The 23,121-nt window shown below is 69.8% G+C and carries 20 protein-coding genes and 1 pseudogene; 13 read left to right on the top strand and 8 right to left on the bottom strand.

The window, feature by feature from the left end; all coding sequences use genetic code 11:
- On the top strand, positions 1 to 913 hold a 913-nt coding region (locus J1M36_RS09030; RefSeq protein ID WP_274606046.1), incomplete at its 5' end, for a solute carrier family 23 protein.
- Between the two features lie 275 nt (positions 914 to 1,188).
- Here the strand turns inward: J1M36_RS09030 and xdhC are convergent.
- The 5 genes from xdhC to J1M36_RS09005 all read right to left on the bottom strand — a co-directional run bounded on the left by xdhC (position 1,189) and on the right by J1M36_RS09005 (position 6,719).
- Entirely contained in the window at positions 1,189 to 1,998 is an 810-nt protein-coding gene (gene xdhC, locus J1M36_RS09025) for a xanthine dehydrogenase accessory protein XdhC (RefSeq protein WP_206479119.1), read from the bottom strand.
- A 27-nt stretch (positions 1,999 to 2,025) separates the two neighbouring features.
- Positions 2,026 to 4,401, bottom strand: a complete 2,376-nt coding sequence (gene xdhB / locus J1M36_RS09020) for a xanthine dehydrogenase molybdopterin binding subunit (protein WP_206479118.1) — start codon at positions 4,399 to 4,401, stop codon at positions 2,026 to 2,028.
- Positions 4,398 to 5,921, bottom strand: a complete 1,524-nt coding sequence (locus J1M36_RS09015) for an FAD binding domain-containing protein (protein WP_206479117.1) — start codon at positions 5,919 to 5,921, stop codon at positions 4,398 to 4,400. Before J1M36_RS09015 ends, xdhB begins: the two co-directional genes overlap by 4 nt.
- A 194-nt stretch (positions 5,922 to 6,115) precedes the next feature.
- Complete coding sequence (locus J1M36_RS09010; RefSeq protein ID WP_064846857.1) at positions 6,116 to 6,322, bottom strand: hypothetical protein; 207 nt, start codon at positions 6,320 to 6,322, stop codon at positions 6,116 to 6,118.
- A gap of 4 nt (positions 6,323 to 6,326) precedes the next feature.
- Entirely contained in the window at positions 6,327 to 6,719 is a 393-nt protein-coding gene (locus tag J1M36_RS09005) for a phospholipase A2 (protein WP_206479116.1), read from the bottom strand.
- Positions 6,720 to 7,030: 311 nt separating this feature from the next.
- Between J1M36_RS09005 and J1M36_RS12815 the strand changes: the two genes are divergently transcribed.
- On the top strand, positions 7,031 to 9,664 hold the full coding sequence (locus J1M36_RS12815; RefSeq protein WP_241247045.1) for an alpha/beta fold hydrolase: 2,634 nt from the start codon (positions 7,031 to 7,033) through the stop codon (positions 9,662 to 9,664).
- Positions 9,665 to 9,841: 177 nt separating this feature from the next.
- On the opposite strand, the gene J1M36_RS08985 is transcribed toward J1M36_RS12815, so the two are convergent.
- Positions 9,842 to 11,182, bottom strand: a complete 1,341-nt coding sequence (locus J1M36_RS08985) for an acyltransferase (RefSeq protein WP_206479115.1) — start codon at positions 11,180 to 11,182, stop codon at positions 9,842 to 9,844.
- A 273-nt stretch (positions 11,183 to 11,455) separates the two neighbouring features.
- Here J1M36_RS08985 and J1M36_RS08980 point away from each other — a divergent pair, with 273 nt between their 5' ends.
- The 4 genes and pseudogenes from J1M36_RS08980 to J1M36_RS12810 all read left to right on the top strand — a co-directional run.
- A complete protein-coding gene (locus J1M36_RS08980; protein ID WP_206479114.1) occupies positions 11,456 to 13,123 on the top strand; it encodes a sensor histidine kinase in 1,668 nt (555 codons plus the stop codon).
- A 1-nt stretch (position 13,124) separates the two neighbouring features.
- Positions 13,125 to 13,781 carry a response regulator transcription factor gene (locus tag J1M36_RS08975; RefSeq protein WP_098055273.1) on the top strand — a complete coding sequence of 219 codons (657 nt, stop codon included), beginning with the start codon at positions 13,125 to 13,127 and terminating at the stop codon, positions 13,779 to 13,781.
- An 8-nt stretch (positions 13,782 to 13,789) separates the two neighbouring features.
- Positions 13,790 to 14,971, top strand: a complete 1,182-nt coding sequence (locus J1M36_RS08970; RefSeq protein ID WP_241247044.1) for a DUF4097 family beta strand repeat-containing protein — start codon at positions 13,790 to 13,792, stop codon at positions 14,969 to 14,971.
- A gap of 196 nt (positions 14,972 to 15,167) precedes the next feature.
- A pseudogene (locus tag J1M36_RS12810) lies at positions 15,168 to 15,581 on the top strand (transposase family protein); the annotation flags it as partial.
- A 72-nt stretch (positions 15,582 to 15,653) separates the two neighbouring features.
- Here the strand turns inward: J1M36_RS12810 and J1M36_RS08960 are convergent.
- Entirely contained in the window at positions 15,654 to 16,199 is a 546-nt protein-coding gene (locus J1M36_RS08960; RefSeq protein ID WP_241247043.1) for a DinB family protein, read from the bottom strand.
- Between the two features lie 61 nt (positions 16,200 to 16,260).
- Entirely contained in the window at positions 16,261 to 16,635 is a 375-nt protein-coding gene (locus tag J1M36_RS08955; protein WP_206479112.1) for a metalloregulator ArsR/SmtB family transcription factor, read from the bottom strand.
- 85 nt (positions 16,636 to 16,720) lie between these two features.
- On the opposite strand from J1M36_RS08955, the gene arsB reads away from it, so the two are divergent.
- The 7 genes from arsB to J1M36_RS08920 all read left to right on the top strand — a co-directional run bounded on the left by arsB (position 16,721) and on the right by J1M36_RS08920 (position 23,112).
- Positions 16,721 to 17,815, top strand: coding sequence for an ACR3 family arsenite efflux transporter (arsB, locus tag J1M36_RS08950; protein ID WP_144999363.1), 1,095 nt, complete (start codon positions 16,721 to 16,723; stop codon positions 17,813 to 17,815).
- A 25-nt stretch (positions 17,816 to 17,840) separates the two neighbouring features.
- A complete protein-coding gene (locus J1M36_RS08945) occupies positions 17,841 to 18,278 on the top strand; it encodes a low molecular weight phosphatase family protein (protein WP_110920612.1) in 438 nt (145 codons plus the stop codon).
- 48 nt (positions 18,279 to 18,326) lie between these two features.
- Complete coding sequence (locus J1M36_RS08940; protein ID WP_144999365.1) at positions 18,327 to 18,797, top strand: arsenate reductase ArsC; 471 nt, start codon at positions 18,327 to 18,329, stop codon at positions 18,795 to 18,797.
- 13 nt (positions 18,798 to 18,810) lie between these two features.
- Entirely contained in the window at positions 18,811 to 19,824 is a 1,014-nt protein-coding gene (gene trxB / locus J1M36_RS08935; RefSeq protein ID WP_206479111.1) for a thioredoxin-disulfide reductase, read from the top strand.
- Positions 19,817 to 21,262, top strand: a complete 1,446-nt coding sequence (locus J1M36_RS08930; RefSeq protein WP_206479110.1) for an FAD-dependent oxidoreductase — start codon at positions 19,817 to 19,819, stop codon at positions 21,260 to 21,262. The genes trxB and J1M36_RS08930 overlap by 8 nt, the downstream gene beginning before the upstream one ends.
- Before the next feature lie 30 nt (positions 21,263 to 21,292).
- Complete coding sequence (locus J1M36_RS08925; protein ID WP_206479109.1) at positions 21,293 to 21,940, top strand: arsenate reductase ArsC; 648 nt, start codon at positions 21,293 to 21,295, stop codon at positions 21,938 to 21,940.
- A gap of 89 nt (positions 21,941 to 22,029) precedes the next feature.
- Positions 22,030 to 23,112: an ArsO family NAD(P)H-dependent flavin-containing monooxygenase gene (locus J1M36_RS08920; RefSeq protein ID WP_206479108.1), complete on the top strand. Its 1,083-nt coding sequence runs from the start codon at positions 22,030 to 22,032 to the stop codon at positions 23,110 to 23,112.
- Positions 23,113 to 23,121 lie beyond the last annotated feature (9 nt).

Below are 23,121 nucleotides of genomic sequence, written 5' to 3'. Positions count from 1 at the left end.
CGTGACCGGCGTGCGCAGCCGGTTCGTGGTGGCCGCCGCGGGCTTCATCATGATCGGGCTGGGTCTGCTGCCGGTCGTAGGGGAAGTGGTCGCCGCGATCATCTCCATGCTGATCGTGGTGCTCGTGACCATGACCGAGACCACCGCGGACATCCTGGCCGTCGGTGAGATCACCGGCGCCACGATCACGTCCAAACGGGTGGCCAACGGGTTGCGGGCGGACATGGCCTCGTCCATGGTCGCACCGTTCTTCAACTCGTTCACGCAGACCGCGTTCGCCGCGAACGTGGGACTCGTGGCCGTGACCGGCGTGCGCAGCCGGTTCGTGGTGGCCGCCGCGGGCTTCATCATGATCGGGCTGGGTCTGCTGCCGGTCGTAGGGGAAGTGGTCGCCGCGATTCCCGAGCCCGTGCTGGGAGGTGCATCCATCGTGCTGTTCGGGACCGTGGCGTCGTCGGGCGTGCGCACCCTGTCCAAGGTGGACTTCGGCAACTCCATGAACCTGGTGATCGTGGCGGTCGCGTTCGCGTTCGGTCTGATCCCGGTGGCGGCCCCCGATTTTTACCAAGGATTCCCGAGCTGGATCCAGACCATCCTGGGATCCGGGATCTCCGCGGCGGCGGTCGTGGCGATCGTCCTGAACCTGCTGTTCAACAGCTTCACCGCGGGCACACCGGAGAACCCCAACAACCTGGGCGCCTCCCCCGTACGCGTGATCCCCACCGCCGCCCTGCAGATGTTGCGCGAGGGCGACCGGATGGTCAACGGCAAAATGGTTGACAGTGAGGGCAACGAAGTCGCCGCCGTCCCGGAGCACCACATGGACGACATCCGCGAGCTCATCGACACCGGCGAGATCACCCACACCGGCCAGATCCCCAAGGTCCTGGCCGCGAAGGGCGAGAGGGAGTAACCGCCTCGCCGCTCCGTCCCGTTCAGCCACGCACCGCCGCGTGCCGCCCCATGATGATTCCAGGCACACGGAAACCAGGGCTAAATTCCCAGTCTCGCGGAAGCCAGGGTCACGCCGTGATCCTGGCTTCCGCGTGCCCGCACCTTCCCAGGTGGCCAGAACGTGACCGTGACCTCCCGGCACAACTTGCAGTCACTCCCAGGCCAGGGCCCATTTCTCAGGTACTCCCAAGCCATAGATGCGCCGCAGCCACTCGCCCGGCAGCCACCCACCCTTCAGCTACCGTCCCCGTCCGCGGCGAACACCCGCAGCAGATCCGCGGCCACACTCACCGCAATGGTCGCGGGTGACTTCCCCGGGATGCCGGGGATGCCGATGGGGCACGAGATCCGGGCGAGCGCGGCGTCGTCGTGGCCTTCTTCCCCGAGCCGTTTGCGGAACCGGGACCACTTGGCGGAGGACCCGATCAAGCCCACCGACCCAAGATCCGTGCGGCGCAGGGCGGTGTCGCACAGGATGAAGTCCTCCGCGTGATCGTGACTCATGATGAGCACGTGCGCCCCGGCGGGTAGCTCCGCGAGCGCGGCCTCCGGCACGGGAGCATGTTGCATGTGCACCTGCGCGGTCCTGGAGGTGACCTCGGCGAAGCGGGCGGGGTCGAGCTGGCCAGCCCGGCTGTCCACGAGGTGCAGCCGCACCGGGAACCGGGAGAGTACGCGGGCTAGTTCATACCCCACGTGCCCCATCCCGAAGATCGCGACCGTGGGTCGGGCCAGCTGCGGTTCGAGCAGCACGTCCACGACCCCGCCGCAGCACTGCCGCCCGTGGGCCACGGTCGCGTGCTCGTTGAGAGAAAACGTCATGGTCTCGGGCTCCCCTGCGCCGGTGCGCAGCATCTCCCGCGCGCGCTCGATCGCGGTGGCCTCGAGATTGCCACCGCCCACGGTGTCCCACGTGTCCGCGGCGCTCACGACCATCTTGGCGCCGGGGTCCCGGGGCGCGTGCCCGCGCACGCTCGTGACGGTCACAAGCACCCCGGGGACGCCTTCCCTGCGCAACAGCTGCAGGGCGTCCAGCCAGTCCATCTCAGCGCTCCGTGACGACTCGCGGCATCACACCGCGGCCGCGGCGTGCTCTGCCGGCGCGTCCTGCGCGGCGAGCGCGTCTCGGGCACCCTGCACCGCCCAGAACACGGCCTCCGGGGTCGCCGGACTCGCCAGTTCCACGCTGTGGCCCTCCGGCCCGAAAGACGCCGCCGCTTCGCGCAGCGCCTCCCGCACGCTGAATGCGAGCATGAGCGGCGGTTCCCCCACGGCCTTGGAACCGTAGACGACGCCGCTCTCGGTCGCCCTCTCGAAGAGGTGCACGTTGAATTCCTCGGGCATCTCGGAGAAGCTCGGCAGTTTGTACGTGCTGGCCGCCTGGGTGGTGAGCCGGCCGCGGGCGGGCCCGTCGGACTCGTCCCACCGCAGGTCCTCGAGCGTGAGCCACCCGGCACCCTGGACGAAACCGCCCTCGATCTGGCCCACGTCGATCAGTGGGGAGAGGCTGTCCCCCACATCGTGGACGATGTCGGTGCGCAGGAACCGGTAGGCGCCCGTGAAACCGTCCACCTCCACCTCGGAGACGGAGGCACCGTAGGAGAAGTACTTGAACGGTTCACCCTGCATCCGCTCCGCATCCCAGTGCAGTCCCTCGGTGCGGTAGTACCCGGCCGCCCACAGCGAGATCCGTTGGAAGTACGCGGCGTGGGCGAGCTCCGCGAAGGACATTTCCCGGTCGTGGAACCCAATCCCCGTGACGGTGCCGTTGACGAAGCGGACGTCGTCCGGGTGGATGTCGAACTTGCGGGCGGCCACCTCGGCGAGCCGTTCGCGGATCTGTTCGCACGCGTTCTTGATGGCACCGCCGTTGAGGTCCGCACCGGAACTGGCCGCCGTGGCGGAGGTGTTGGGCACCTTGTCCGTGCGGGTCGGGGCCAGGCGCACCGTCTCCAGGGGCACCCCCAGGGCGGTCGCGGCCACCTGACGCATCTTGGTGTGCAGCCCCTGTCCCATCTCGGTGCCACCGTGGTTGATGAGCACGGAACCGTCCCGGTACACGTGTACGAGCGCGCCGGCCTGGTTGAACGCGGTGAGGTTGAAGGAGATCCCGAACTTCACGGGCGTCACCGCGAGCGCTCGCTTGGTGTCCGGATGGGTTGCGTTGAACTCCTCGATCTCACGACGCCGCTCGGTGATGTCCGCGCGCCGGTGCAGTTCGTTCCAGATCGCCGCAAGCCGCTCCGCGTGGCGCACGGGTTGGCCGTAGGGCGTGGCCTGGCCTGGCACATAGAGGTTGCGCGCACGCAACTCGGTGGGGTCCAGTCCCAGCAACGGCGCGCAGCGACCCAGGATGTCCTCGATCACGAGCATGCCCTGCGGACCGCCGAAGCCGCGGAACGCGGTCTGGGAGGTCTTGTTGGTCTGCGCGATGCGCCCGTGCACCTCCACGTCCGGGATCCAGTAGGCGTTGTCGATGTGGCACAGCGTGCGTTGCAGCACCGGTTCGGACAGGTCCAGGCTCCACCCGCCGTCGCTCGTGACCGTGGCACGCAAGGCCTGGAGCCGACCGTCGTGGTCAAAGCCCACCTCCCACTCGGCGCGGTACGGGTGCCGCTTGCCCGAGATGGTGATGTCCTGGTTGCGGGTCAGCCGCACCCGCACGGGCCGGCCGGTCAGAGTGGCCCCGAGGGCCGCGATCGCGGCGAAACCGTGCGGCTGCATTTCCTTGCCGCCGAAGCCACCACCCATGCGCAGGCACTGGACCGTGACGTCGTGGTTGTCCAGACCGAGCACGTGCGCCACGATCTCCTGGGTCTCGGTGGGGTGCTGCGTGCTGCACTGCACGAACACCTGACCGCCCTCGTCCACGTACGCGAAGGACGCATGGGTCTCCAGGTAGAAGTGTTCCTGTCCCCCGAAATCCAGGGTGCCGCTGAACCGGTGGGCGGCGTTCGCCAAACCGGCTTCCACGTCCCCGCGGCTCACGGTGGGCTGCTTGCCCTGGAAGCTGTCCGCCTCGATGGCCTCGGCCACCGTGATCAGCGAGGGCAGGGTTTCGTACTCCACCCGGATCGCCTCGGTGCCGCGACGGGCGGCCTCGAGGGTCTCGCCGAGCACCCAGCACACCGTGTGACCGTGGAACATGACCTCGCTGGGGAACAGCGGTTCGTCGTTCTTGATCCCCGCGTCGTTGACGCCGGGGACGTCCTGCGCTGTGAGCACCCGGGCCACCCCCGGGACTTCGAGCGCCGGGGACGTGTCCATCGCGGTGATCCGGGCGTGGGCGTGCGGGGCCTGCAACGGCCACGCGTGCAGCACGCCCTGGTGCCGCACGATGAGGTCGTCGGTGTACAACGCCGCACCGGTCGCGTGTTCGGCGCCGTGTTCGTGGGCCACCGCGACGCCGACCACCGGGTTCTCGGGACGTTCCGACAGCGATTTCATGAGAGCACCTCCTGTGCCGGGGCGGGCTGCTGTGCCCAGAACTTGAGCAGGGATTGTTCAAGCATGGCCGAGCGGTAGCGGGAACTGGCCCGCATGTCGTCGATCGGGGTGCCCTGGCGCGCCATCACGGCCGCAGCGGCCACCACGGTCTCGCGCGACCACGGTTGCCCCACCAGGGCCTCCTCCACCTCACGGGCACGGATGGGGGTCGCGGCGACGCCGCCCAGGCCGATCCGCGCGCGGGTGACCGCAGCGTCGTCGTCAACATGGACGGAGATCGCGACGGCCACGCTCGAGATGTCGTCGAACCGGCGCTTGGCGATCTTGTAGAACGCGGCGTGGGTGGCGAGCGGTTGCGAGATGCGTATCGCGCGGATGATCTCGTCCGGGCGGCGCACGCTCTGGCGGTAGCCGGTGTAGTACTCGTCCAGGGGGACCTCGCGCTCGGCGTCACGGGACGCGAGCACCACGGACGCGCCCAGGGACAGCAGCACCGGCGCGGAGTCACCGATCGGCGAGCCCGTGCCCAGGTTGCCGCCGAACGTGGCCGCGTTACGGATCAGACGCGATGCGAACTGCGGGAAGAGCTCGTCCAGCAGCGGGACCCGGTGATCCAGGGCGCGCTCGACCTCGGACAGGCTCAACCCCGCCCCGATCTCGATCCGTTCGTCCTCGACGCGCAGCGTGCGCATCTCCTTGAGCCGGTCCACCGCGAGCACGAGCGGCGGACGCACGTGGCGGATGTTGACCTCCACTCCGAGGTCGGTGGCGCCGGCCACGAGCCGCGCGTCCTGCCCGTCCTCCCGGGCACGGTCGAGGTGGTCGAACAGCTCGGCGAGCGTGCCCGGTCGCACGAAGCGCGCGGCGTCGGCCTCGACGCTCGTGCGCACCGGCTCCGGCGCGGGCTCGTGTTGACGACGCCGCAGCAGGTCGGTCTCGGGCGGCTCGCCTAGGGCGTAGGCCGCATCGCGAATGGGACGGTAGCCCGTGCAGCGGCACAGGTTCCCGCTCAGGGCGTGCAGGTCGAAGCCGTTGGGACCGCATTCATGGTCCGCGGCGTGTTCCTCGCCCGTGACCTCTGTGCCGGTCTGCTCACCCTCCGGGGCCAGCGCGGCGCTGCGCTCGGGGCGGTAGTACTCCGCGGCCATGGCGCACACGAAACCCGGGGTGCAGTAGCCGCACTGGGACCCGCCCCGTGTGGCCATCTCCTGCTGCACCGGGTGCAGTTGCCCGGGACCGCGAGGGCCGGGAGCCGTGCCCAGTCCTTCGGACGTGACGACCTCCTGGCCGTCGAACGCCACGGCGGGCGGCAGGCACGCGTTGATGGAGGTCCACCGGGTTCGGTCGGCGCCGTCCGGGCGGGCCACGAGCACGGCGCACGCCCCGCACTCGCCCTCCGCGCAGCCTTCCTTGGCCCCGGTCAGTCCGCGTTCCCGCAGGAAGTCGAGCAGTCGGGTGTGGGGGCTCACGTCGCTGAACCCACATTGCCGACCATTGATGGTCAATTGGATTTCGCTCATGGCACTGAACTCCTCGTGACAAGCCACCGGTCACGACGTGGAGTGTGGATCCTCAGCTGTTCCGGGAGCTCCCTGGTGTCGCACCAGTGCATTTCTTGGTTGCTCGCCCGGTAGATAGTCCGCTGCAGGACCCGCCGTAGGCTTCCCCCAAGGTAAGCCAGATCACATGTCGGTGCAAGGCGCGGGATCCGCCCTCAGTCCTTGTTGAGGAGCTTCCCGATCCCGCTGGCGGCGCACAACACGAACACGGTGCCGGCCAGGATCAGCAGGAAGAACGGGACGGCCGGGGACGACAGGGTGGCCTCCGGGAACCAGGAAGTGCTCACGTACGACGCCCAGGCACACAGGATCAGGACTGCGCCGCTGACGGCGAGGATGATTTCTCCCTTGAATTTCTTCATGGTCCTACCCCTTGAAATAGGGTGCACCGAATGCCCTGACCATCCAGTAGTAATAACTGGCGGTGCCGATGCAGCGTTTGTGTTCGATGTTCGTGCTCACGAAGGTGCGCGTGCACGTGGCGTTCATGGCCCTGCGGAACTGCTCGTCGCATTGGGCGCGGGAGCGGACGGCGTTGCCCTCAGCCGAGTAACACACGTCGTGGGCGTTGCAGTCGGCGTTGAACAGCGCGTTCTGGTAGCCATGGCCGGGTACGGGGTTCGAACAGCCGTTGACCTGGGCCGATGCGCTCATGCTCACCACCCCGGGGAAACGGTGGGGTGTCGTGGTCCGGGTCGCGTAGTCGATGTCCGCGGCGACCTGCGTCTCGCTGATGCCCGCGGCGTTGGCTGCTCGCACGATCCGGGCGTATTCGGATGCGGATATCCCCATCGATTCCGCCGTTGTCGTGGTCACCGATTGCGAACTCGTCGTGGACACCGGCTCCGACGCGAAGGAATTCGTCACGAACAGGGCGAGGAACAGCAGGGCAAGGAGCGTGATTCCCGCTGTCCTGCGGACCATCCCACCTACGGCATCCATGTCGATTCTTTCGCGTGGACGATGATGTGGACCCCAGCCTAGGAACCCCCTGGTCCACGGACAATGGCCATCCGGCCACTTTCCCGGGGTAGCGCGTGCGGCGCCCGCGAGGACCATACGATGAATCCATGAGCGAGCACGCCGGCGCAGCGCTGCCCGAGCACACCGACATCCTGATCATCGGGGCCGGCCTCAGCGGGATCGGGGCGGCCTGCAAACTCCGCCACGAACATCCCGGCAAGAGCATCACGGTGCTCGAGTCCCGCGGGAACTCCGGTGGCACGTGGGATCTCCTCCGCTACCCGGGGGTACGCTCCGACTCGGACCTCTACACCTACGGCTACGACTTCCGCCCGTGGACCCGACAGAACCCCATCGCGGAGGGCTCCGCGATCCTGGACTACATCCGCGACACCGCTCGCGCCTCCGGGGTTGACAAGCTCATCCACTACCACCGGCGCGTCACCGCCGCGGATTGGTCCTCCGGGACCAGCCACTGGACCGTGACGGTCGAGCGCACCGCGCCACCCGAACCCCGCGCGGGGGCGGCTCCGAGCGACGTCGGCGGCGGCGCACCCGGGCACTCGGCTGATGGCCCGCAGCCCGACGACGCCGCACCGTCCGGTCGCCGCCCCCGTAATGACACCGTGTCGGGCAACGCCGAACGCCCCGCAACTTCCGATCGATCCGCCCACGCCGCGGTCGACGGCGCCGCGCGGCCCGAACCCATCGGCACCGGCGAGACCCAGCCGATCACCGCCACGTGGGTGTTCATGGCCACCGGGTACTACGGCTACGACCGTCCCCACATCCCGGACTTCGCGGGGGTCGAGGGGTTCAGGGGCCAGCTCGTGCATCCCCAGTTCTGGCCCGAGGACCTGGACGTCCGGGGCAAAAGAGTCGCCGTGATCGGCAGCGGGGCCACCGCGGTGACCCTGCTGCCCGAGCTCGTCACGCGGGGTGCCGAGACCACGATGGTGCAGCGGACGCCGTCGTACATCCTGCCCCTGCCCTCCCCCGGCGTGGCCGAGAAGATGCTGTTCATGGTGCTCGGCAGGGCACGGGCGGCGCGAGTGCTGCGCCCGCTCATGGCCGCGGGGCAGAGAGCACTGTGGGTGGCGAGCAAGGTCGCGCCGCGCGTGGTGCGGGCGGGAATCGCGGCCGTGAACCGCGGTCGCCTCCCTGCGGACGTCTCCGTCCGGGAGCACTTCACCCCGCCGTACGACCCGTGGGACCAACGGCTGTGCGTGGCGCCCAACGGGGATTTCTTCGCCGCGTTGCACGAACCCAACGCCCATATCGTGACCGCGGGCATCGACCGTTTCGACGCGGACGGCTTCGTCCTGACGGACGGGCGGCGGGTGGCGGCGGACGTCGTCGTGAGCGCCACGGGCTTCGACCTGCTCATGTTCGGCGGCGCGCGCTTGAGCGTGGACGGGCGACCCGTGAACCTCCCCGAGCGGATCGCCTACCGCGGCGCCATGCTGAGCGACGTGCCCAACCTGGCCTTCGCGATTGGGTACACGAACGGGTCGTGGACGCTGAAGATCGGACTCGTGGTGGACTGGCTGTCCCGGTTGATCGCGCACACGGATTCCGTGGGCGCGGCGTCAGTGCGCCCGGTCGCACCCGAGGGTCTGCGCACGCGCCCGTTGCTGGACTTCGACGCCGGCTACGTCCAACGCTCCCTCGACCAGCTGCCCCGCCAGGGGGACACGGCGCCGTGGCGGATGGCCATGAACTACTTCGATGACCGGCGTCAGTTGTTGCGTAAGCCGGTCGTGGATCGATTCCTGCGGTTCGACGACGCCGCCGCTCCCGTTCCCGAGCAGCTGCCCGCCCTGCTCACGGGCCCCGGTGAGAGCGGTGAGGAACGCACGGTGCAGTTGGATGATGACCGCTTCATCTGCGTGCGCCTGGACGGGCCGTCCGACGGGGCGCCGCTCGTGTTGATCACCGGGCTCGCGTTCGACCTGGCCACGTGGCCCATGTCCTTCGTCCATGCCCTCGCGGATCGCGGGTACCGGGTGATCCGCCTGGACAACCGGGACGTGGGCCGTTCCTTCCGGGTGACCTCCACGTCCCCTTCGGCCCGCCGGTTGCTGCGCGGGCCCCTGCCGGAGGGGCAGTACTCCGTGGAGGACATGTCCGAGGACGTCGCGGACACCCTGCGGGCGCTGGGGGTCGAGCGAGCGGATGTCATGGGGTTCTCACTCGGTGGGATGATCGCCCAGTCGTTGGCGGGCCACCACCCCGAGCTGGTGCGGCGACTTATTTCCCTGTGCTCCACCACGGGCGATCCGTCCGTGGGGACGGCCGCGACCTCCACCGCGGCGTTGCTCATGTTCCCCGGGGCGAAGACCCGGGACATGTACATCCGGGGGCGACTGGTCATGTCCCACCACCTGGCCGGTCCGGGGTTCCCCGTGGACGTGGCGTACGAACGTCAACTCGCCGCAACCCACTGGGACCGCAGCCTGGATCCGGGAGGTGAGGCTGAGGCGATGCGCCGTCAGATCGGGGCGATCCGCTCATCCGGGGACCGCACGGAGGTGCTGTCCCGGATCACCGCCCCCACGCTGGTGATCCACGGGGACAAGGACAAGATCGTGCGCCCGGACGGCGGCCCCGCCACGGCCGAGGTCATCCCCCATGCGCGCTTCGTCCGGATCCCCGGGATGGGCCACCAGGTGCACCCCATGGTGGTCCCGCGGTTGTTCGAACTGGTCATCGACCACCTGGGGGATCCGCGGGAGGGGTGAGCCTCTTCCGGCGGGGCTCCCGTGCCGAGGCGTAACTCTCAGGCACTCCGAGGCCATGGCGTAATTTCTGGTCGCGTGGAGGCCACTTCACCCCACCCCATGTGGCCTCCGCGTGCCCACAATTCGCCGCGTGGCCTCAGCGTGCCTCACAGTGTCCAGCGCTAAAGCCGTGTGGCCTCAGCGAGCCGGGGAAGTGGGCACTGTCTCGGCCCGCTCGGCCCGCGAGGGGACGCGGCCACTGCGCAGCAGCACCACCGCGGCCACCGCTCCCACGGCGCCCGCCACCGTCAACGGCACCGTGAGCAGTGTGACGATCTCCCACAACGGCGGCACCACGGCACACACGAGTGCCACGACCACGGCGGCATTGGACAACCGGATGGGGCGGGCGCCCCACGGTGCCGTGGATGAGGACTCGAGCCGCCGCAATACCGTGGCCACCACGAGCACCACCGCCCAACACAGGACGGTCAAAGGGATCCGCAGCCACCACCAGGCGGCGGAACCGGGGACGGGGTCGTAGCCCACGGCGAAGAACCACACCGCCATGACCGCCACCACCACGGGCAGGTGCCACAGGTAGATGGTCAACGCACGAGCGCCCACCACATACACCACCGCCCGGACCACCCGGGAGTGCATGGCCCGCCGCAACAGCGGGGAGAACACCTCCAGCAGACACGCCTGAGCGAAGCCCAGCAGCACCATGCACACGGTGGGCGGATTGAGGTTGGTGAGCATGTCCGGGGCGTAGGACCCGGAGGCCACGCACACCCCGGACACGGCGTAGCATCCCGCGGCAAGCGCCACGAGCACCGGTCGACGCCGCGCCCCGAACCACCCGTCCGCCCGGAAGAAGCCGAACTGCTGGATGAGCGGCCACACGAACACCATGTTGAGCAGCCCCCACCACTGCCAGCCGGTGGTCAGGCGCAGCAGGTCCACGGCCACCGCACACGAGAACAGGAACCAGCACCACACCCACCCCATGCGTTCGTGCAGGTCCACGAACAGCGGTGCCAATCCCTGACAGACGAGGTAGGCCGCCAGGAACCACAACGCCATCCCCACACCGGACAGCGCGAACGTCACGAGTTCGATCCCGGCTCCCGCCACCACCGCGATCCCCGCACCGAGGGCGAGCACACACCACAGCACCGCCGCGGGTTGGATCAGCCGCAGCGTGCGTTCCCGCACGTACTCGCCCCGCGCCATTCCCCGGGCCCGACGACGCCGCCACGCCCCCGCCGTGGCCGTCCCACCCACCACGAAGAACAGGGGCATGATCTGCAGGAGCCACGTGGCCCACCAGTACCAGGGCTGCTGAGTCGGGACCAGGACAGAGCGGATCTCTCCGGTGGCGGGATCCGCCGTGAGGGTGACCATGAGGATGTGACTGCACACCACGGTGATCACGCACCCCACGCGGGCGACGTCCACGGCGGGGTCGCGTTCGAAGTCCCCCGCGGGGACGGAAACGGCAGTGGGCCGCCCGAGGGCGCGGACGTCGTCGTTCATGGCACACACTGTAGGGCGCGCGAACACGGAACCCCGGGCGGGCGCGCACATGTGGATCATCCGCGCCGCCGCGGCACCCGGATGGGACGCACCTGGCGCCTCACGAGACGCGCGCTCGTGGAGCGGACGCCGCACCCGGCAGCACGCACCCCGCACCACGGAGCAGGCGCCCCGCAGACCACATCCCGCAACCCGGGGGTGCGGAAAACCCCACCCCGACTCGGTGGCCAGCTCTGGTGCGGGATCCACGGGGGTGTCCGTAGCGTGGAAGCCATGAGCACCACAGCCTCGAATCCCACGCCACCGTGGGACGCCACAGAGCCCATCTCCTCGGACACCGAACGCACCCGACCGATGCCCTCGGCCGGTTCCTCACCCGCAGATGCTGAGACCACCCGGACCCTGCCGCCTCCCGGGCGCCCGGAACCCCCGCGGGCCGCCTCCGTGGCACGCCCGGCACCGGAAGGGCCGCACATCGCTCCCCGCGAGTGGCGGACCTTCTCCCTCAAGACCCTGTTCTTCGGGACCCTGGACCTCGTGGTGGACTCGGTGCTCAACACCGTGCTGCTCGTCGTGATCTTCACGTTCCTCGCGGTGGGAGCCGCAACCGTTCCGGCGCTGGGCCTGGGCGTGCTGATCCTCGCCGCGACCGTGTACGTGATGATGGGGGCGGTGTGGCTGGAACGCAGGCGTTCGGCGTCGTCGTTCGGCCTGGACATCCGGGACCCCCAGCGCCGCCGCAGCCCGTATACCGACTGGGTGCGGGTCCCGCACCAGTGGTGGCTGGACGCGAGCGACGGGTCCCTGTGGCTCGGCATGCTCCACGTGGCGCTCACGTGCGCGCTGGGCTGGCTCATGCTGTTGCCCTTCGTGGTGGGTAGCGCGGCCCTCGTGCTGACCTTCGCGCCGTGGTTCGCCCCCGAATCCTCGGTGCTGTGGCCCGCGCTGCAGAGCACCCCGCGCTGGACGCTCCCGATGCTGGGTGTCGCGGGCGTGCTGCTGAGCATCGTGCTCGCGGTGCTGCTCACCTTGGCTCACCGCGGTCTGTCCGCGGGGCTGTTGCGGCTGAGCGAGGCCGCGCGTCTGCGCCGTGAAGCGGACGAGCTGCAGCGCCTCGCCGAGTACGAGACCGCCGCCAAGGAGTCCGCGGTACGCGGTGCGGAGACCGAGCGCTCGCGCATCGAACGCGATCTGCACGACGGCGTCCAGCCCCAGTTGGTCTCGGTCGCCATGAACCTCTCGATGGCCGGTTCACGCATCGACACGGATCCCGCCGCGGCCAAGGAGCTCGTGGCGGAGGCGCACGGCACCACCAAGGCCGCGATCACCGAGCTACGCCGGCTCGCCCGCGGGTTCCACCCCGCCGTACTGGAGGATCGGGGGCTCGACGCCGCTCTGTCCGCCGTCGCCGCCCAGGCACCCTTCCCCGTGGACGTCTCCGTGAACGTCCCCCGGTTGCAGCCGCGCACGGAGGCGGCCATCTACTTCGCGGTCTCCGAGAGCCTCAGCAACGCGATCAAGTACTCGGGGGCGCGCTCTGCGGACGTCGCAGTGTCCATCCAGGACGGCGCCACACCGGGCACGAACATCGTGGTCGCCGGTGTGCGCGACTTCGGCCGCGGCGGCGCCCGTGTGGTCCCCGGGGGCGGGCTCTCCGGGATCCAGGACCGGATCCGCTCGGCCGGGGGCAGGTTCTTCGTGAACTCGCCCGCAGGCGGGCCCACCGAGGTCATCGTGGAGCTGCCCCTCACGGGTGTTCCTCCGACGACGACGACGCACAGCGCCCCGCGCGCGTCCGGCACCGCATACACCCCTCACCCCGGCCACGCCGACGGGGTCCACACCGCGCCCGGAACCGGTCCGACCGCGCACGGTGCGGCGGGGGCGGGAACGGGCGGAGCGGCGTCGTCGTCCGCCGGGCAGCACGGACGGGGGAACTGAGATGCGCATCGTGATCGCCGAGGACGCCGTGCTGCTGCGCGCCGGACTGGTCCGCCTGCTCACGGACGCGGGGCACGAGATCGTGGCCGAGACGGACACCGCCGAGGGACTCGTGCGGGCCGTGGAGGAACACCGGCCGGACTTCGCGCTCGTGGACGTGCGACTGCCACCCACCTTCACCGACGAGGGGATCCGCGCCGCGGTGCTGATCCGCTCGAGCCACCCCGGCGTGGCCGTGCTGGTGCTGTCCCAGTACGTGGAGGAGCGCTACGCGTCCGAGCTCATCGCGTCCCGCCGGGAGGGGCTGGGCTACCTGCTCAAGGACCGCGTGGCGGACGTGGACCAGTTCCTGGAATCCGTGCAGACCGTGGGCTCGGGCGGGACCGTGCTGGACCCGGAGGTGCTCACCCAGATCTTGGTGCGCTCGCGGCGCCGGGAGGACATGGAACTGCTGTCACCGCGCGAACGTGAGGTCCTGGCGCTCATGGCGCAGGGGCTGTCCAACGCATCCATTGCCACGAACCTCTACCTCACCGAATCGGCCGTGGAGAAACACATCGGCTCGATCTTCGCCAAGTTGGGCGTCACCTCCGAGACCGGCAACCGCAGGGTTCTGGCCGTTCTCAAGTACCTGGGCTACTCGGACCACTCTCTTTAGGACATCTCATGAGCAATCAGAATCCCTCGCATCCCACGCCCGATCCTCACAACGCAGCCGGCCCCCGGGACCTGCCTGATCCTCGGAACGACCGTCCCGTGGGGCGTGGTGAGCGCCGCGCCTGGAACACCGCGACCGCCGTGGTGGGCGGCGTGGGTGCCCTCGCCCTGCTGCTCGGCGGGGCCGGAACCGCCGCCGCGGTGGCCATGACGCAGGAGCGGGACGGTTCGTGGACGGCGTCGTCGGACGTGGAACGGATCCGGATCGACGCCCCCTCGGGCATGGTCAGCGTGAACACGAGCCCGACCGTTGATCGTGTCCAAGTGCAGTGGCACGAATCCGGATGGTCCTTGTCCGAGCGCGGCATCATCCCGTCCGTTCGCGACGGCGTGCTGCAGCTGGATGTGCCCGACCGGCCCTCTCAATGGGGTTCCGGCGTGCAGAGCGTCAGTATCACCGTTCCTCAGGACGGCCCGCGCACCTCGCTCGACCTCAAGAGCGGCACGGGAGCGGTGCACGTGAACGGCACGTACCGGGACGTGCGGGCGAGGACCGATCTGGGGTCCATCAGCGCCACGGACGTGGAGGCCGCTGTGTTCGACGCCCACGCCACCACGGGTCAGGTGCTCCTGGACGGGGTCAGCGTGAAGAACCGGTTGGACGCACACACCAACCAGGGCGGGGCGCTCGTGAACGTGCGGGGCACGGCTCCTCAGCGCACCTCGGTCACCGCGACCAGCGGGGTTTACGGGATCTCGATGCCCGCCGCCGACTACTGGTACCCGCAGGACAGCCAGCGCGACGTCGCGGACCCGCGGCACCCCGTGACCACGACGCCGGGGTCCAACGAACGGCCGGGTGGGGCTCGTTCCTCGGGTGCGCCCACCTCTCCGGACTATACGGGCGACGACGCCGCGCGGCCGTCCGAGGTCAGCGCGGACACGGTGTGCGCCGCAGCCCCCGAGGGCCAGCCGTGCTTGTTCGTGTCGGGTACGCCGGTGGGCGTCAATGACTACTCCTATATGCGGGAGTGGAGCCAGGGGTGGGACGAGGTGGCCCGCGAGTACGGGGAGGCGCCTCGGTCTTCCGAGCGGGCGACGGAGTCGAAGCAGCCCATTGACCGTGCAACGGATGCGGCCACCGCATCCCCCACGGGATCCGCCACACCATCCCCCGCCGACAGGAACTGAGACTCCCACTCCCGGGCGTACGGGTCCGGGAGCGGGCGCCCCGCGTCACCGCTGACCAGGTGGGCGCGGGGTTTTTCATGGGCGTTCCCACGCGCCGGCGCGGTAGTGGTTGGCTACGTCCTGCTGGGTGAAGGCGGCCGCCCAGGCTGCCGAGCTGCACGAGGCCCTGGCCAAGGCACAGGACGATCATCTGCCCTACGTGACGCTTGAGGGGGGCACGTTGATTCCCACCGATCGGGTCGCCGAACGGACGGAGGCCGGTAATCACGCCTGGTACTCGGGCCAGCACAAGAGATTCGGCGATAATGTCCAAGTCATCGCCGACCCCACCGGCTTCCCGCTGTGGACCTCCCCAGTAGAACCCGGCTCCGCCCACGACATCACCGCAGCCCGGGCCCACTGCTTGGGCGCCCTGTACCCGGTCGCCGCCAAGGGTTTGCCGACTTTAGCCGACAAGGGTTACCAAGGGGCTGGGATCGGGGTGCACACCCCCTTCAAAGGCTCCCGCCTCGGGGCCGATAACCGGCCATATGTAAAGCGGAGGGGAGGAGTTCGCGTGCACCCCTTACCCATGGCCCCATCAGCACCAGCTTGGTTAATCCTGAAGTGACGATCCTGCCCCGAACTCAGGACGCCGAACTAGCCATCTCGACCGCAATCCCGAGCTCGTGAGAAGGGCTTTTCAAAATGGCCGGCTGAGGGTCAGCTGCTGTCGGTGGTGGTCGTAGTGCTGGGTGCCGTAGTGGTAGATCTCGGCCAGGCTCATCCAGTCCCGGAAATACGGGTCCCAGGACACGGGCATGTGCATCCCGTGGGCCAGGACGGCCGCAGGCTCGGTCTCCAGCTGGGCCTGCAGGACGTCGAGGGTGCGGTCGAACCACCGGAGCAGCCGCGGACCGTGCACCACCCGAGCCGCGCCCCGGTCGCTCTGGTAGTTGATGAGGTGGAAGGGCCGGGTGCCGGCCTCCAGCACCCGGGCGAAAGCACGACTCACGGGTTCAGGGAGCCGACCCATCAGGCGCACCAGCGGGATCAGGCGCCGGACGATGAGGTAGCCGAAGAACATGTGGAACAGCAGCTGCCCGTTGGTCCACCGGGTGCCGGACGAGGGCCGGCGCAGCTCCGCTGGGGTCGCTGCTGCTACGAGGGCGTGGAAGTCGGCCCGCACGCGTTCGAGCTCGTCGTGGATCTCCTGACACGTGGGCGCGGTGCCGCTCATCGTGGTCATCCCCTCATGCGGTGTGCTGGATGAGACAGAGCCTGAGTTGGAGGAATCCGACGCCGGGGTGTCAGCGCAGGTCGAGGAACGCCCGCAGCTCGGCGAAGGCCTCGGGGACTACGGAGTAGTGCGCCCATTTGCCGCGCTGCTCGCGGGTGAGCAGTCCGGCGTCGACGAGCTTCTTCATGTGGTGGCTCACGGTGGGCTGGCTGATGTCCACCACCGCGGTCAGGTCGCACACGCAGACCGCACCGCAGCCCTGGGCCGCCACATGGGAGAGCAGCCGCAGGCGAGTGGGGTCGGACAGGGCCTTGAGCCGGCCGGCGAGCCGCTGCGCGTCGTCGGCGGTCATCGGCCCGGCCGAGAGTGAGCAGCACTCCGTGCCCGTCGTGGCGGGGGCGCACTGATCGGCGGCGGTGGCCTGGACGTCGGGTGCGAGAGTCATCACCCCATCCTACATTGACCAATGTCGATGTGACCCCCTAGTGTTCCCGATAGATAGTCGTCAATACGAAGGGCTGCCCCTGATCATGAGCACCACCACCACTGCCCCCGCTACCTCCCAGGGGGTGATGAAGGACCTGTCCTTCCTCGACCGCTGGCTGCCAGCCTGGATCATCGCCGCCATGGTCGCTGGCCTGCTCCTGGGCCGCTTCGTCCCCGGCCTGAACACCGCCCTGGAGGCCGTGAAGATCGGGGAGGTCTCCCTGCCCATCGCGATCGGGCTCCTGGTGATGATGTACCCCGTCCTGGCCAAGGTCCGCTACGACGAGACCCACCGCGTGGCCGGGGACCGGCGGCTGATGGGGGCGTCGCTGGTGCTGAACTGGATCGTCGGGCCCGCGCTGATGTTCGCCCTGGCCTGGATCTTCCTCCCCGATCTGCCCGAATATCGCACCGGGCTGATCATCGTGGGCCTCGCCCGCTGCATCGCCATGGTGCTGATCTGGAACGACCTCGCCTGCGGGGACCGCGAAGCGGCCGCCGTGCTGGTGGCGATCAACTCCGTCTTCCAGGTCATCGCCTTCGGCGCCCTGGGCTGGTTCTACCTCCAGGTCCTCCCGGCCTGGCTGGGCCTGCCCACGACCTCGGCCGAGTTCTCCGTGTGGTCCATCGTCGTCTCCGTGCTCGTGTTCCTCGGGATCCCGCTGGTGGCCGGGTTCCTCACCCGCACCCTGGGCGAGAAGGCCAAGGGCCGGGAGTGGTACGAGGGCACGTTCCTGCCGAAGCTGGGGCCGTGGGCGCTGTACGGCCTGCTGTTCACCATCGTGCTGCTCTTCGCCCTGCAGGGCGAGGCGATCACCTCCAACCCCTGGGACGTGGTGCGCATCGCGTGGCCGCTGCTGGTCTACTTCTTCCTCATGTTCGGCATCGGTCTGCTCGCCTCCCGGGCCCTGGGGCTGAACTACGCGAAGTCCACGACCGTGGCGTTCACCGCTGCCGGCAACAACTTCGAGCTCGCCATCGCCGTGGCCATCGGCACCTTCGGGGTCACCTCCGGACAGGCCCTGGCCGGGGTGGTCGGCCCGCTCATCGAGGTGCCCGTGCTCGTCGCCCTGGTCTACGTGTCCCTGTGGGCCGGGCGGAAGCTCTTCCCCGGTGACCGCACCGTCCCCACCCGCTGACCCCGCGACCTCCCAGGAGCACCAGTTGAGCACCGAGACCACCAAGCCCTCCGTCCTGTTCGTCTGCGCCAAGAACGGCGGCAAGTCTCAGTTGGCCGCCGCCCTCATGGAAAAGCGCGCCGCAGGTGCCGTCGAGGTCCACTCCGCCGGCACCAAGCCGGGCAGCAAGATCAATGCGCTGTCCGCCGAGGTCGTCGCCGAGGTGGGTGCGGACATGTCCTCCGGGACGCCGAAGCCCATCGACCCGGAGCTGCTGCGCCGGGTCGACCGGGTGGTCGTGCTGGGCGATGAGGCGAAGGTCGAGCCGGTCGAGGGCATGGCCGGCACCATCGAGACCTGGCACACCGATGAGCCCTCCGTCCGCGGGATCGAGGGCGCGGAGCGGATGCGCCTGGTCCGCGACGACATCGACGCCCGCGTCCAGGCCCTGCTCACCGAGCTCACCGCCGGCAATCCCGCCTAACCCATCCCCCTTGTCCTCTTCCCCCTTCCGACCGAACGGATGATCCCCATGACTGCTGAGACCACCCCCGAGACCACCGCGACGACCCCAGCCGAGACCACGAACAAGCCCTCCGTCCTGTTCGTGTGCGTGCACAACGCCGGACGCTCCCAGATGGCCGCCGCTTACCTCACCCACCTTTCGGAAGGCCGCATCGAGGTGCGCTCGGCCGGCTCCGCCCCGGCCGAGACCGTGAACCCGGCCGCCGTGGAGGCGATGGCCGAGGAGGGCATCGACATGAGCGCCCAGACCCCCAAGGTCCTCACCGATGCGGCGGTACAGGACTCCGACGTGGTGATCACCATGGGCTGCGGGGACGCATGCCCGTTCTACCCGGGCAAGCGGTACGAGGACTGGGCGCTGGAGGACCCGGCCGGCAAGGGCGTGGAGTCCGTGCGGCCCATCCGTGACGAGATCAAGGCCCGGATCCAGGCGCTGATCTCCGAGCTGCTGCCCGCCGACGACACCACCGCCAAGTAGGGCGGGGACGGTCATGACCACGAACACCACCACCGGCCCCGCGACCGTTGCTGCGACGGACAAGCTGATCATCATCGGTTCCGGACCGGCCGGCTACACCGCCGCGATCTACGCCGCCCGGGCAGGGTTGGCCCCGCGGGTGATCGCCGGGTCCGTCACCCACGGCGGTGCGCTGATGAACACCACCGAGGTGGAGAACTTCCCCAGCTTCCCGTCCGGGATCCAGGGCCCAGAGCTCATGGCCGGGCTGAGCGAGCAGGCCGAACGCTTCGGGGCGATCATCGACTACGACGACGCCGCCACCGTCCAGCTCAAAGGCCACCTCAAAGAGGTCACCACCTTGGAGGGCAAGACGTACCGGGCGCCGGCGGTGATCGTGGCCACCGGCTCCGCCTATAAGGAACTGGGCCTGGACGAGGAGAAGCGCCTGTCCGGCCACGGGGTGTCCTGGTGTGCGACCTGTGACGGGTTCTTCTTCCGCAACCAGGACATCGTGGTGGTCGGCGGCGGGGACTCGGCCATGGAGGAAGCGCTGTTCCTCACCCGCTTCGCCGCCTCGGTGACCGTGGTCGTGCGCCGCGACCAATTGCGGGCCTCGCGGATCATGGCCCAGCGAGCCAAGGACAACGAGAAGATCCACTTCGCCTACCACAGCGCGGTCACCGCCATCCACGGCGACGACAAGGTCACCGGGGTCACCCTGACCGACACCACCACCGGGGCCACCCGGGAACTGGCCGCCACGGGGGTGTTCGTGGCCATCGGCCACATCCCGCGCACGGAGCTGGTGGCCGGTCAGCTGGAGCTGGATGGGGAGGGCTACATCGTCGTGGACTCCCCCACCACCGTCACCACCCTGCCCGGGGTGTTCGCCTGCGGGGACGCGGTGGACCACCGCTACCGCCAGGCCATCACCGCCGCCGGCACCGGGTGCGCCGCCGCCCTGGACGCCGAACGCTACCTGGCCGCCCTGGACGACGCCGAGTCCATCGCCACCGCTCTTGTGGAGGAGACCACCCATGCCTGAGACCACCGCCCGCACCACCGATACTGCTGCTCTGCCGGTCGTCGTGATCGGGGCCGGGCCCGTGGGCCTGGCCGCCGCCGCCCATCTGACTGAGCGTGGACTGACCCCGCTGGTCCTGGAGGCCGGTGCGACGATCGGCGCGGCGATCCGGGAGTGGGGTCACACCCGTCTGTTCTCTCCGTGGCGCTACAACGTTGACGCCGCCGCCGCCCGTCTGCTGGAGACCCAGGGGTGGACCGCACCCGACCCCGAGGACCTGCCCACCGGGGCTGAGCTGGTGGAGTGCTACCTCCAGCCCCTCGCCGGGCTCCTGGCCGGGCAGATCCGCACTGGCGCCCGTGTGGTGGCCGTGAGCCGGACGGGGATGGACAAGACCCGCACCGGCAACCGGGAGACCACCCCGTTCCTGGTGCGCGTCCAGCACACCGGCGGGGCCCTCGAGGACATCCGGGCGTCGGCGGTGATCGACGCCTCCGGGACCTGGTCGACACCGAACCCGCTGGGTCAGGCCGGGCTGCCCGCCCCCGGGGAGGCTGAGGCCGTGACGGCCGGGCGGATCACTGCCCCGCTGCCTGATGTCACCGGCCGGGACCGGGACCGCTTCGCCGGCCGCCACGTGCTGGTGGTCGGGGCCGGGCATTCGGCGGCGAACACCTTGCTGGAGCTCGGTGCCCTGGCCGAGACGGAGCCGGGTACCCGGATCTCTTGGGCCGTGCGCTCGGCTGATGTCAGCCGGGTTTACGGCGGGGAGGACCGTGACGAGCTGGCCGCCCGGGGTGCGTTGGGCACCCGGCTGCGCCGGCTCGTGGAGTCCGGGGTGATCGAGGTGCACACCTCCTTCACCATCACCGGCTTCAGCACGACCGACGACGGGCTGGCCGTGTCGGCCACCACCCCCACCGGGGAGCAGCAGCTGGAGGTGGATCTGCTGGTGCCGGCCACCGGGTTCCGCCCCGACCTGGGGATGCTCGCCGAGCTGCGCCTGGACCTGGACCCGGCCGTGGACGCCCCGCGCCAGCTGGGGCCGTTGATCGACCCGGAGTTCCACTCCTGTGGGTCCGTCACCCCGCACGGGGAGAAGATGCTGGCCCACCCGGAAGCCGGGTTCTACATCGTGGGCATGAAGTCCTACGGGCGCGCCCCGACCTTCCTGATGGCCACCGGCTACGAGCAGGTCCGCTCCATCGCCGCCGCCCTGGCCGGGGACCGGGCCGCGGCCGATGACGTGCAGCTGGTCCTGCCGGAGACCGGGGTGTGCTCCACCGACCTCGGCGGCTCCTGCGACCTCCCGGCTCCGGGGTCTGCTGACAACAGCACCGAGGATCAGGGCTGTTGCGCCCCGGCCGTGGCGCAGGAGCCGGCCGATGCCTGCTGCTCCGGGCCCCAGCTGGTCACCATCGGGGCCGCCCCGGTTTCCGTCCGCTCGTCCTGCTGCTGACCTACCCACCGCAAGGAACCAGGAGTCGCCATGACCGAGTCCACCTCCATCCCCGGATCCACCTCTGAGCTGGATACCCACGTCCTGCAGCGCACCGCCGCCCACCTGGCCGTGCGCTACGAAGGGATCTTCTCGCCGGAGACGGTTGAGCGCTACGTCTTCGAGTCCTACGCGACGCTGTCGCGTACCGCGCGGATCCGCACCTACCTGGCGGCCACCGCCGGGCACTTCGCTGATGACCGTCTGCGGGCGCTGGCTCAGTCCCAGGGCAAGATCGACAAGCCGGTCGCGCAGGTGCTGTTCGTGTGCGTGCACAACATCGGCCGCTCCCAGATCGCCGCGGCCTTGCTGGCCCACCACGCCGGGAATGGAGTGGAGGTCCGCTCCGCCGGGTCCCTGCCCGGAGCCGAAGTCCACCCGCTGGTGGTCGAAGCCCTCAAGGAGCGCGGGATCGACCTGACGGGTGCCTTCCCGAAGCCGCTGACCGACGACGTGGTGCGCGCGGCGGACTATGTGATCACGATGGGCTGCGGGGACGCCTGCCCGGTGTATCCGGGCAAGCGCTACCTGGACTGGGGCATCGCCGACCCCTCCCAGGAGACCCTGGAGGGCGTGCGGGAGATCGTCGAGGCCATCGACACCCGGGTCCAGGCCCTGTGGGACCAGATCCGCAGCTGAGCACACCACCCGGGGTTCGGCCCCACCCCGACCCGTCGGGGCGGGGCCGAACCCGGGTGGAAAGCGAAACCAATGGGAGGCTGAGCATCATGGGACACCGGGTGGATGTGGTGATCATCGGCGGCGGCCAGGCCGGGCTGGCCGTGGGCTGGTATCTGCGCCGCCGCACGGACCTGTCCTTCGTGATCCTCGACGACCAGGACATCCCCGGCGGGGCCTGGCGGCACACCTGGCCCTCGTTGCGGCTGTTCTCCCCGGCTTCCTATTCCTCCCTGCCGGGCCGGCTCATGCCTTCCACCGGGGCGGACAACCCGGATGCGGCCCATGTCATCGACTACCTCACCGGCTACGAAACCCGCTACGAGTTGCCGGTCCGCCGGTCGGTGCACGTGAGCGCGGTGCACCGTGACGACGAGGGCTTCCGTGTGCAGACCACCACCGCAGACACCTGGTCTGCCCGGGCGGTGGTCAGTGCGACCGGGACCTGGTCCCAGCCCTTCTGGCCCACCGTCCCCGGCCAACGAGCGTTCACCGGGACCCAGGTGCACAGCGCCCACTACGGTGGGCCGGCAGCGTATGCGGGAAAGCGGGTGGTGGTAGTGGGCGGGGCGAACTCCGGGGCCCAGATCGCCGCGGAGATCGCCGAGGTCGCCCAGCTGACCTGGTGCCTCAAGGGCGAGCCGCACTGGTTGCCCGATGAGGTCGACGGCCGGGAGCTCTTCCGCGTGGCCACCGAACGATCCCGGGCCCTGGCCGCCGGGTTGCCGGACCCCGGCGGGGTCGCGGCGCTGGGCAACATCGTCGTGGTGCCCCCGGTCAAGCGCGCCCGCGACGCCGGACTGCTACGGCCCACCCCGATGTTCGACCGCTTCACGCCCACCGGCGTTACCTGGGCCGACGGGCGGGAGCAGGAGGTGGACGCGGTGATCTGGTGCACCGGTTTCCGCCCCGCCCTGCGCCACCTGCGGCCCCTGCAGGTGCGCGAGGCCGATGGGACGATCCGCACCGACGGGACCGCCTCGGTGCAGGTGCCGGGGCTGTATCTGGTGGGCTACGGGGACTGGACCGGGCCCGGCTCGGCCACCCTCATCGGGGTCGGCCCCGCCGCCAAGGCGACCGCCGCCGCCCTCCAACACCAGCTGGCCACCCCGACGCCGGTGCCCGCCCACTGACCCCCGGCA

The sequence above is a fragment of the Kocuria sp. KRD140 genome (assembly GCF_017168375.1).
Lineage (GTDB): Bacteria > Actinomycetota > Actinomycetes > Actinomycetales > Micrococcaceae > Kocuria > Kocuria marina.
Note: the sequence above shows the minus strand (reverse complement) of the source record. Positions and strands in the feature narration are given on the sequence as shown.

Excerpts from the sequence above, each read along its gene's own strand:
- J1M36_RS08955 (WP_206479112.1), bottom strand. The coding sequence starts at position 16,635 with ATGACTCTCGCACCCGACGTCCAGGCCACCGCCGCCGATCAGTGCGCC.
- arsB (WP_144999363.1), top strand. The coding sequence starts at position 16,721 with ATGAGCACCACCACCACTGCCCCCGCTACCTCCCAGGGGGTGATGAAG.
- J1M36_RS08925 (WP_206479109.1), top strand. The coding sequence starts at position 21,293 with ATGACCGAGTCCACCTCCATCCCCGGATCCACCTCTGAGCTGGATACC.
- J1M36_RS08970 (WP_241247044.1), top strand. The coding sequence starts at position 13,790 with ATGAGCAATCAGAATCCCTCGCATCCCACGCCCGATCCTCACAACGCA.
- J1M36_RS08975 (WP_098055273.1), top strand. The coding sequence starts at position 13,125 with ATGCGCATCGTGATCGCCGAGGACGCCGTGCTGCTGCGCGCCGGACTG.
- J1M36_RS08930 (WP_206479110.1), top strand. The coding sequence starts at position 19,817 with ATGCCTGAGACCACCGCCCGCACCACCGATACTGCTGCTCTGCCGGTC.
- J1M36_RS09015 (WP_206479117.1), bottom strand. The coding sequence starts at position 5,921 with ATGAGCGAAATCCAATTGACCATCAATGGTCGGCAATGTGGGTTCAGC.
- J1M36_RS08960 (WP_241247043.1), bottom strand. The coding sequence starts at position 16,199 with ATGACCACGATGAGCGGCACCGCGCCCACGTGTCAGGAGATCCACGAC.
- J1M36_RS09010 (WP_064846857.1), bottom strand. The coding sequence starts at position 6,322 with ATGAAGAAATTCAAGGGAGAAATCATCCTCGCCGTCAGCGGCGCAGTC.
- J1M36_RS08985 (WP_206479115.1), bottom strand. The coding sequence starts at position 11,182 with ATGAACGACGACGTCCGCGCCCTCGGGCGGCCCACTGCCGTTTCCGTC.
- J1M36_RS12815 (WP_241247045.1), top strand. The coding sequence starts at position 7,031 with ATGAGCGAGCACGCCGGCGCAGCGCTGCCCGAGCACACCGACATCCTG.
- J1M36_RS08920 (WP_206479108.1), top strand. The coding sequence starts at position 22,030 with ATGGGACACCGGGTGGATGTGGTGATCATCGGCGGCGGCCAGGCCGGG.
- J1M36_RS08980 (WP_206479114.1), top strand. The coding sequence starts at position 11,456 with ATGAGCACCACAGCCTCGAATCCCACGCCACCGTGGGACGCCACAGAG.
- xdhC (WP_206479119.1), bottom strand. The coding sequence starts at position 1,998 with ATGGACTGGCTGGACGCCCTGCAGCTGTTGCGCAGGGAAGGCGTCCCC.
- xdhB (WP_206479118.1), bottom strand. The coding sequence starts at position 4,401 with ATGAAATCGCTGTCGGAACGTCCCGAGAACCCGGTGGTCGGCGTCGCG.
- trxB (WP_206479111.1), top strand. The coding sequence starts at position 18,811 with ATGACCACGAACACCACCACCGGCCCCGCGACCGTTGCTGCGACGGAC.
- J1M36_RS08940 (WP_144999365.1), top strand. The coding sequence starts at position 18,327 with ATGACTGCTGAGACCACCCCCGAGACCACCGCGACGACCCCAGCCGAG.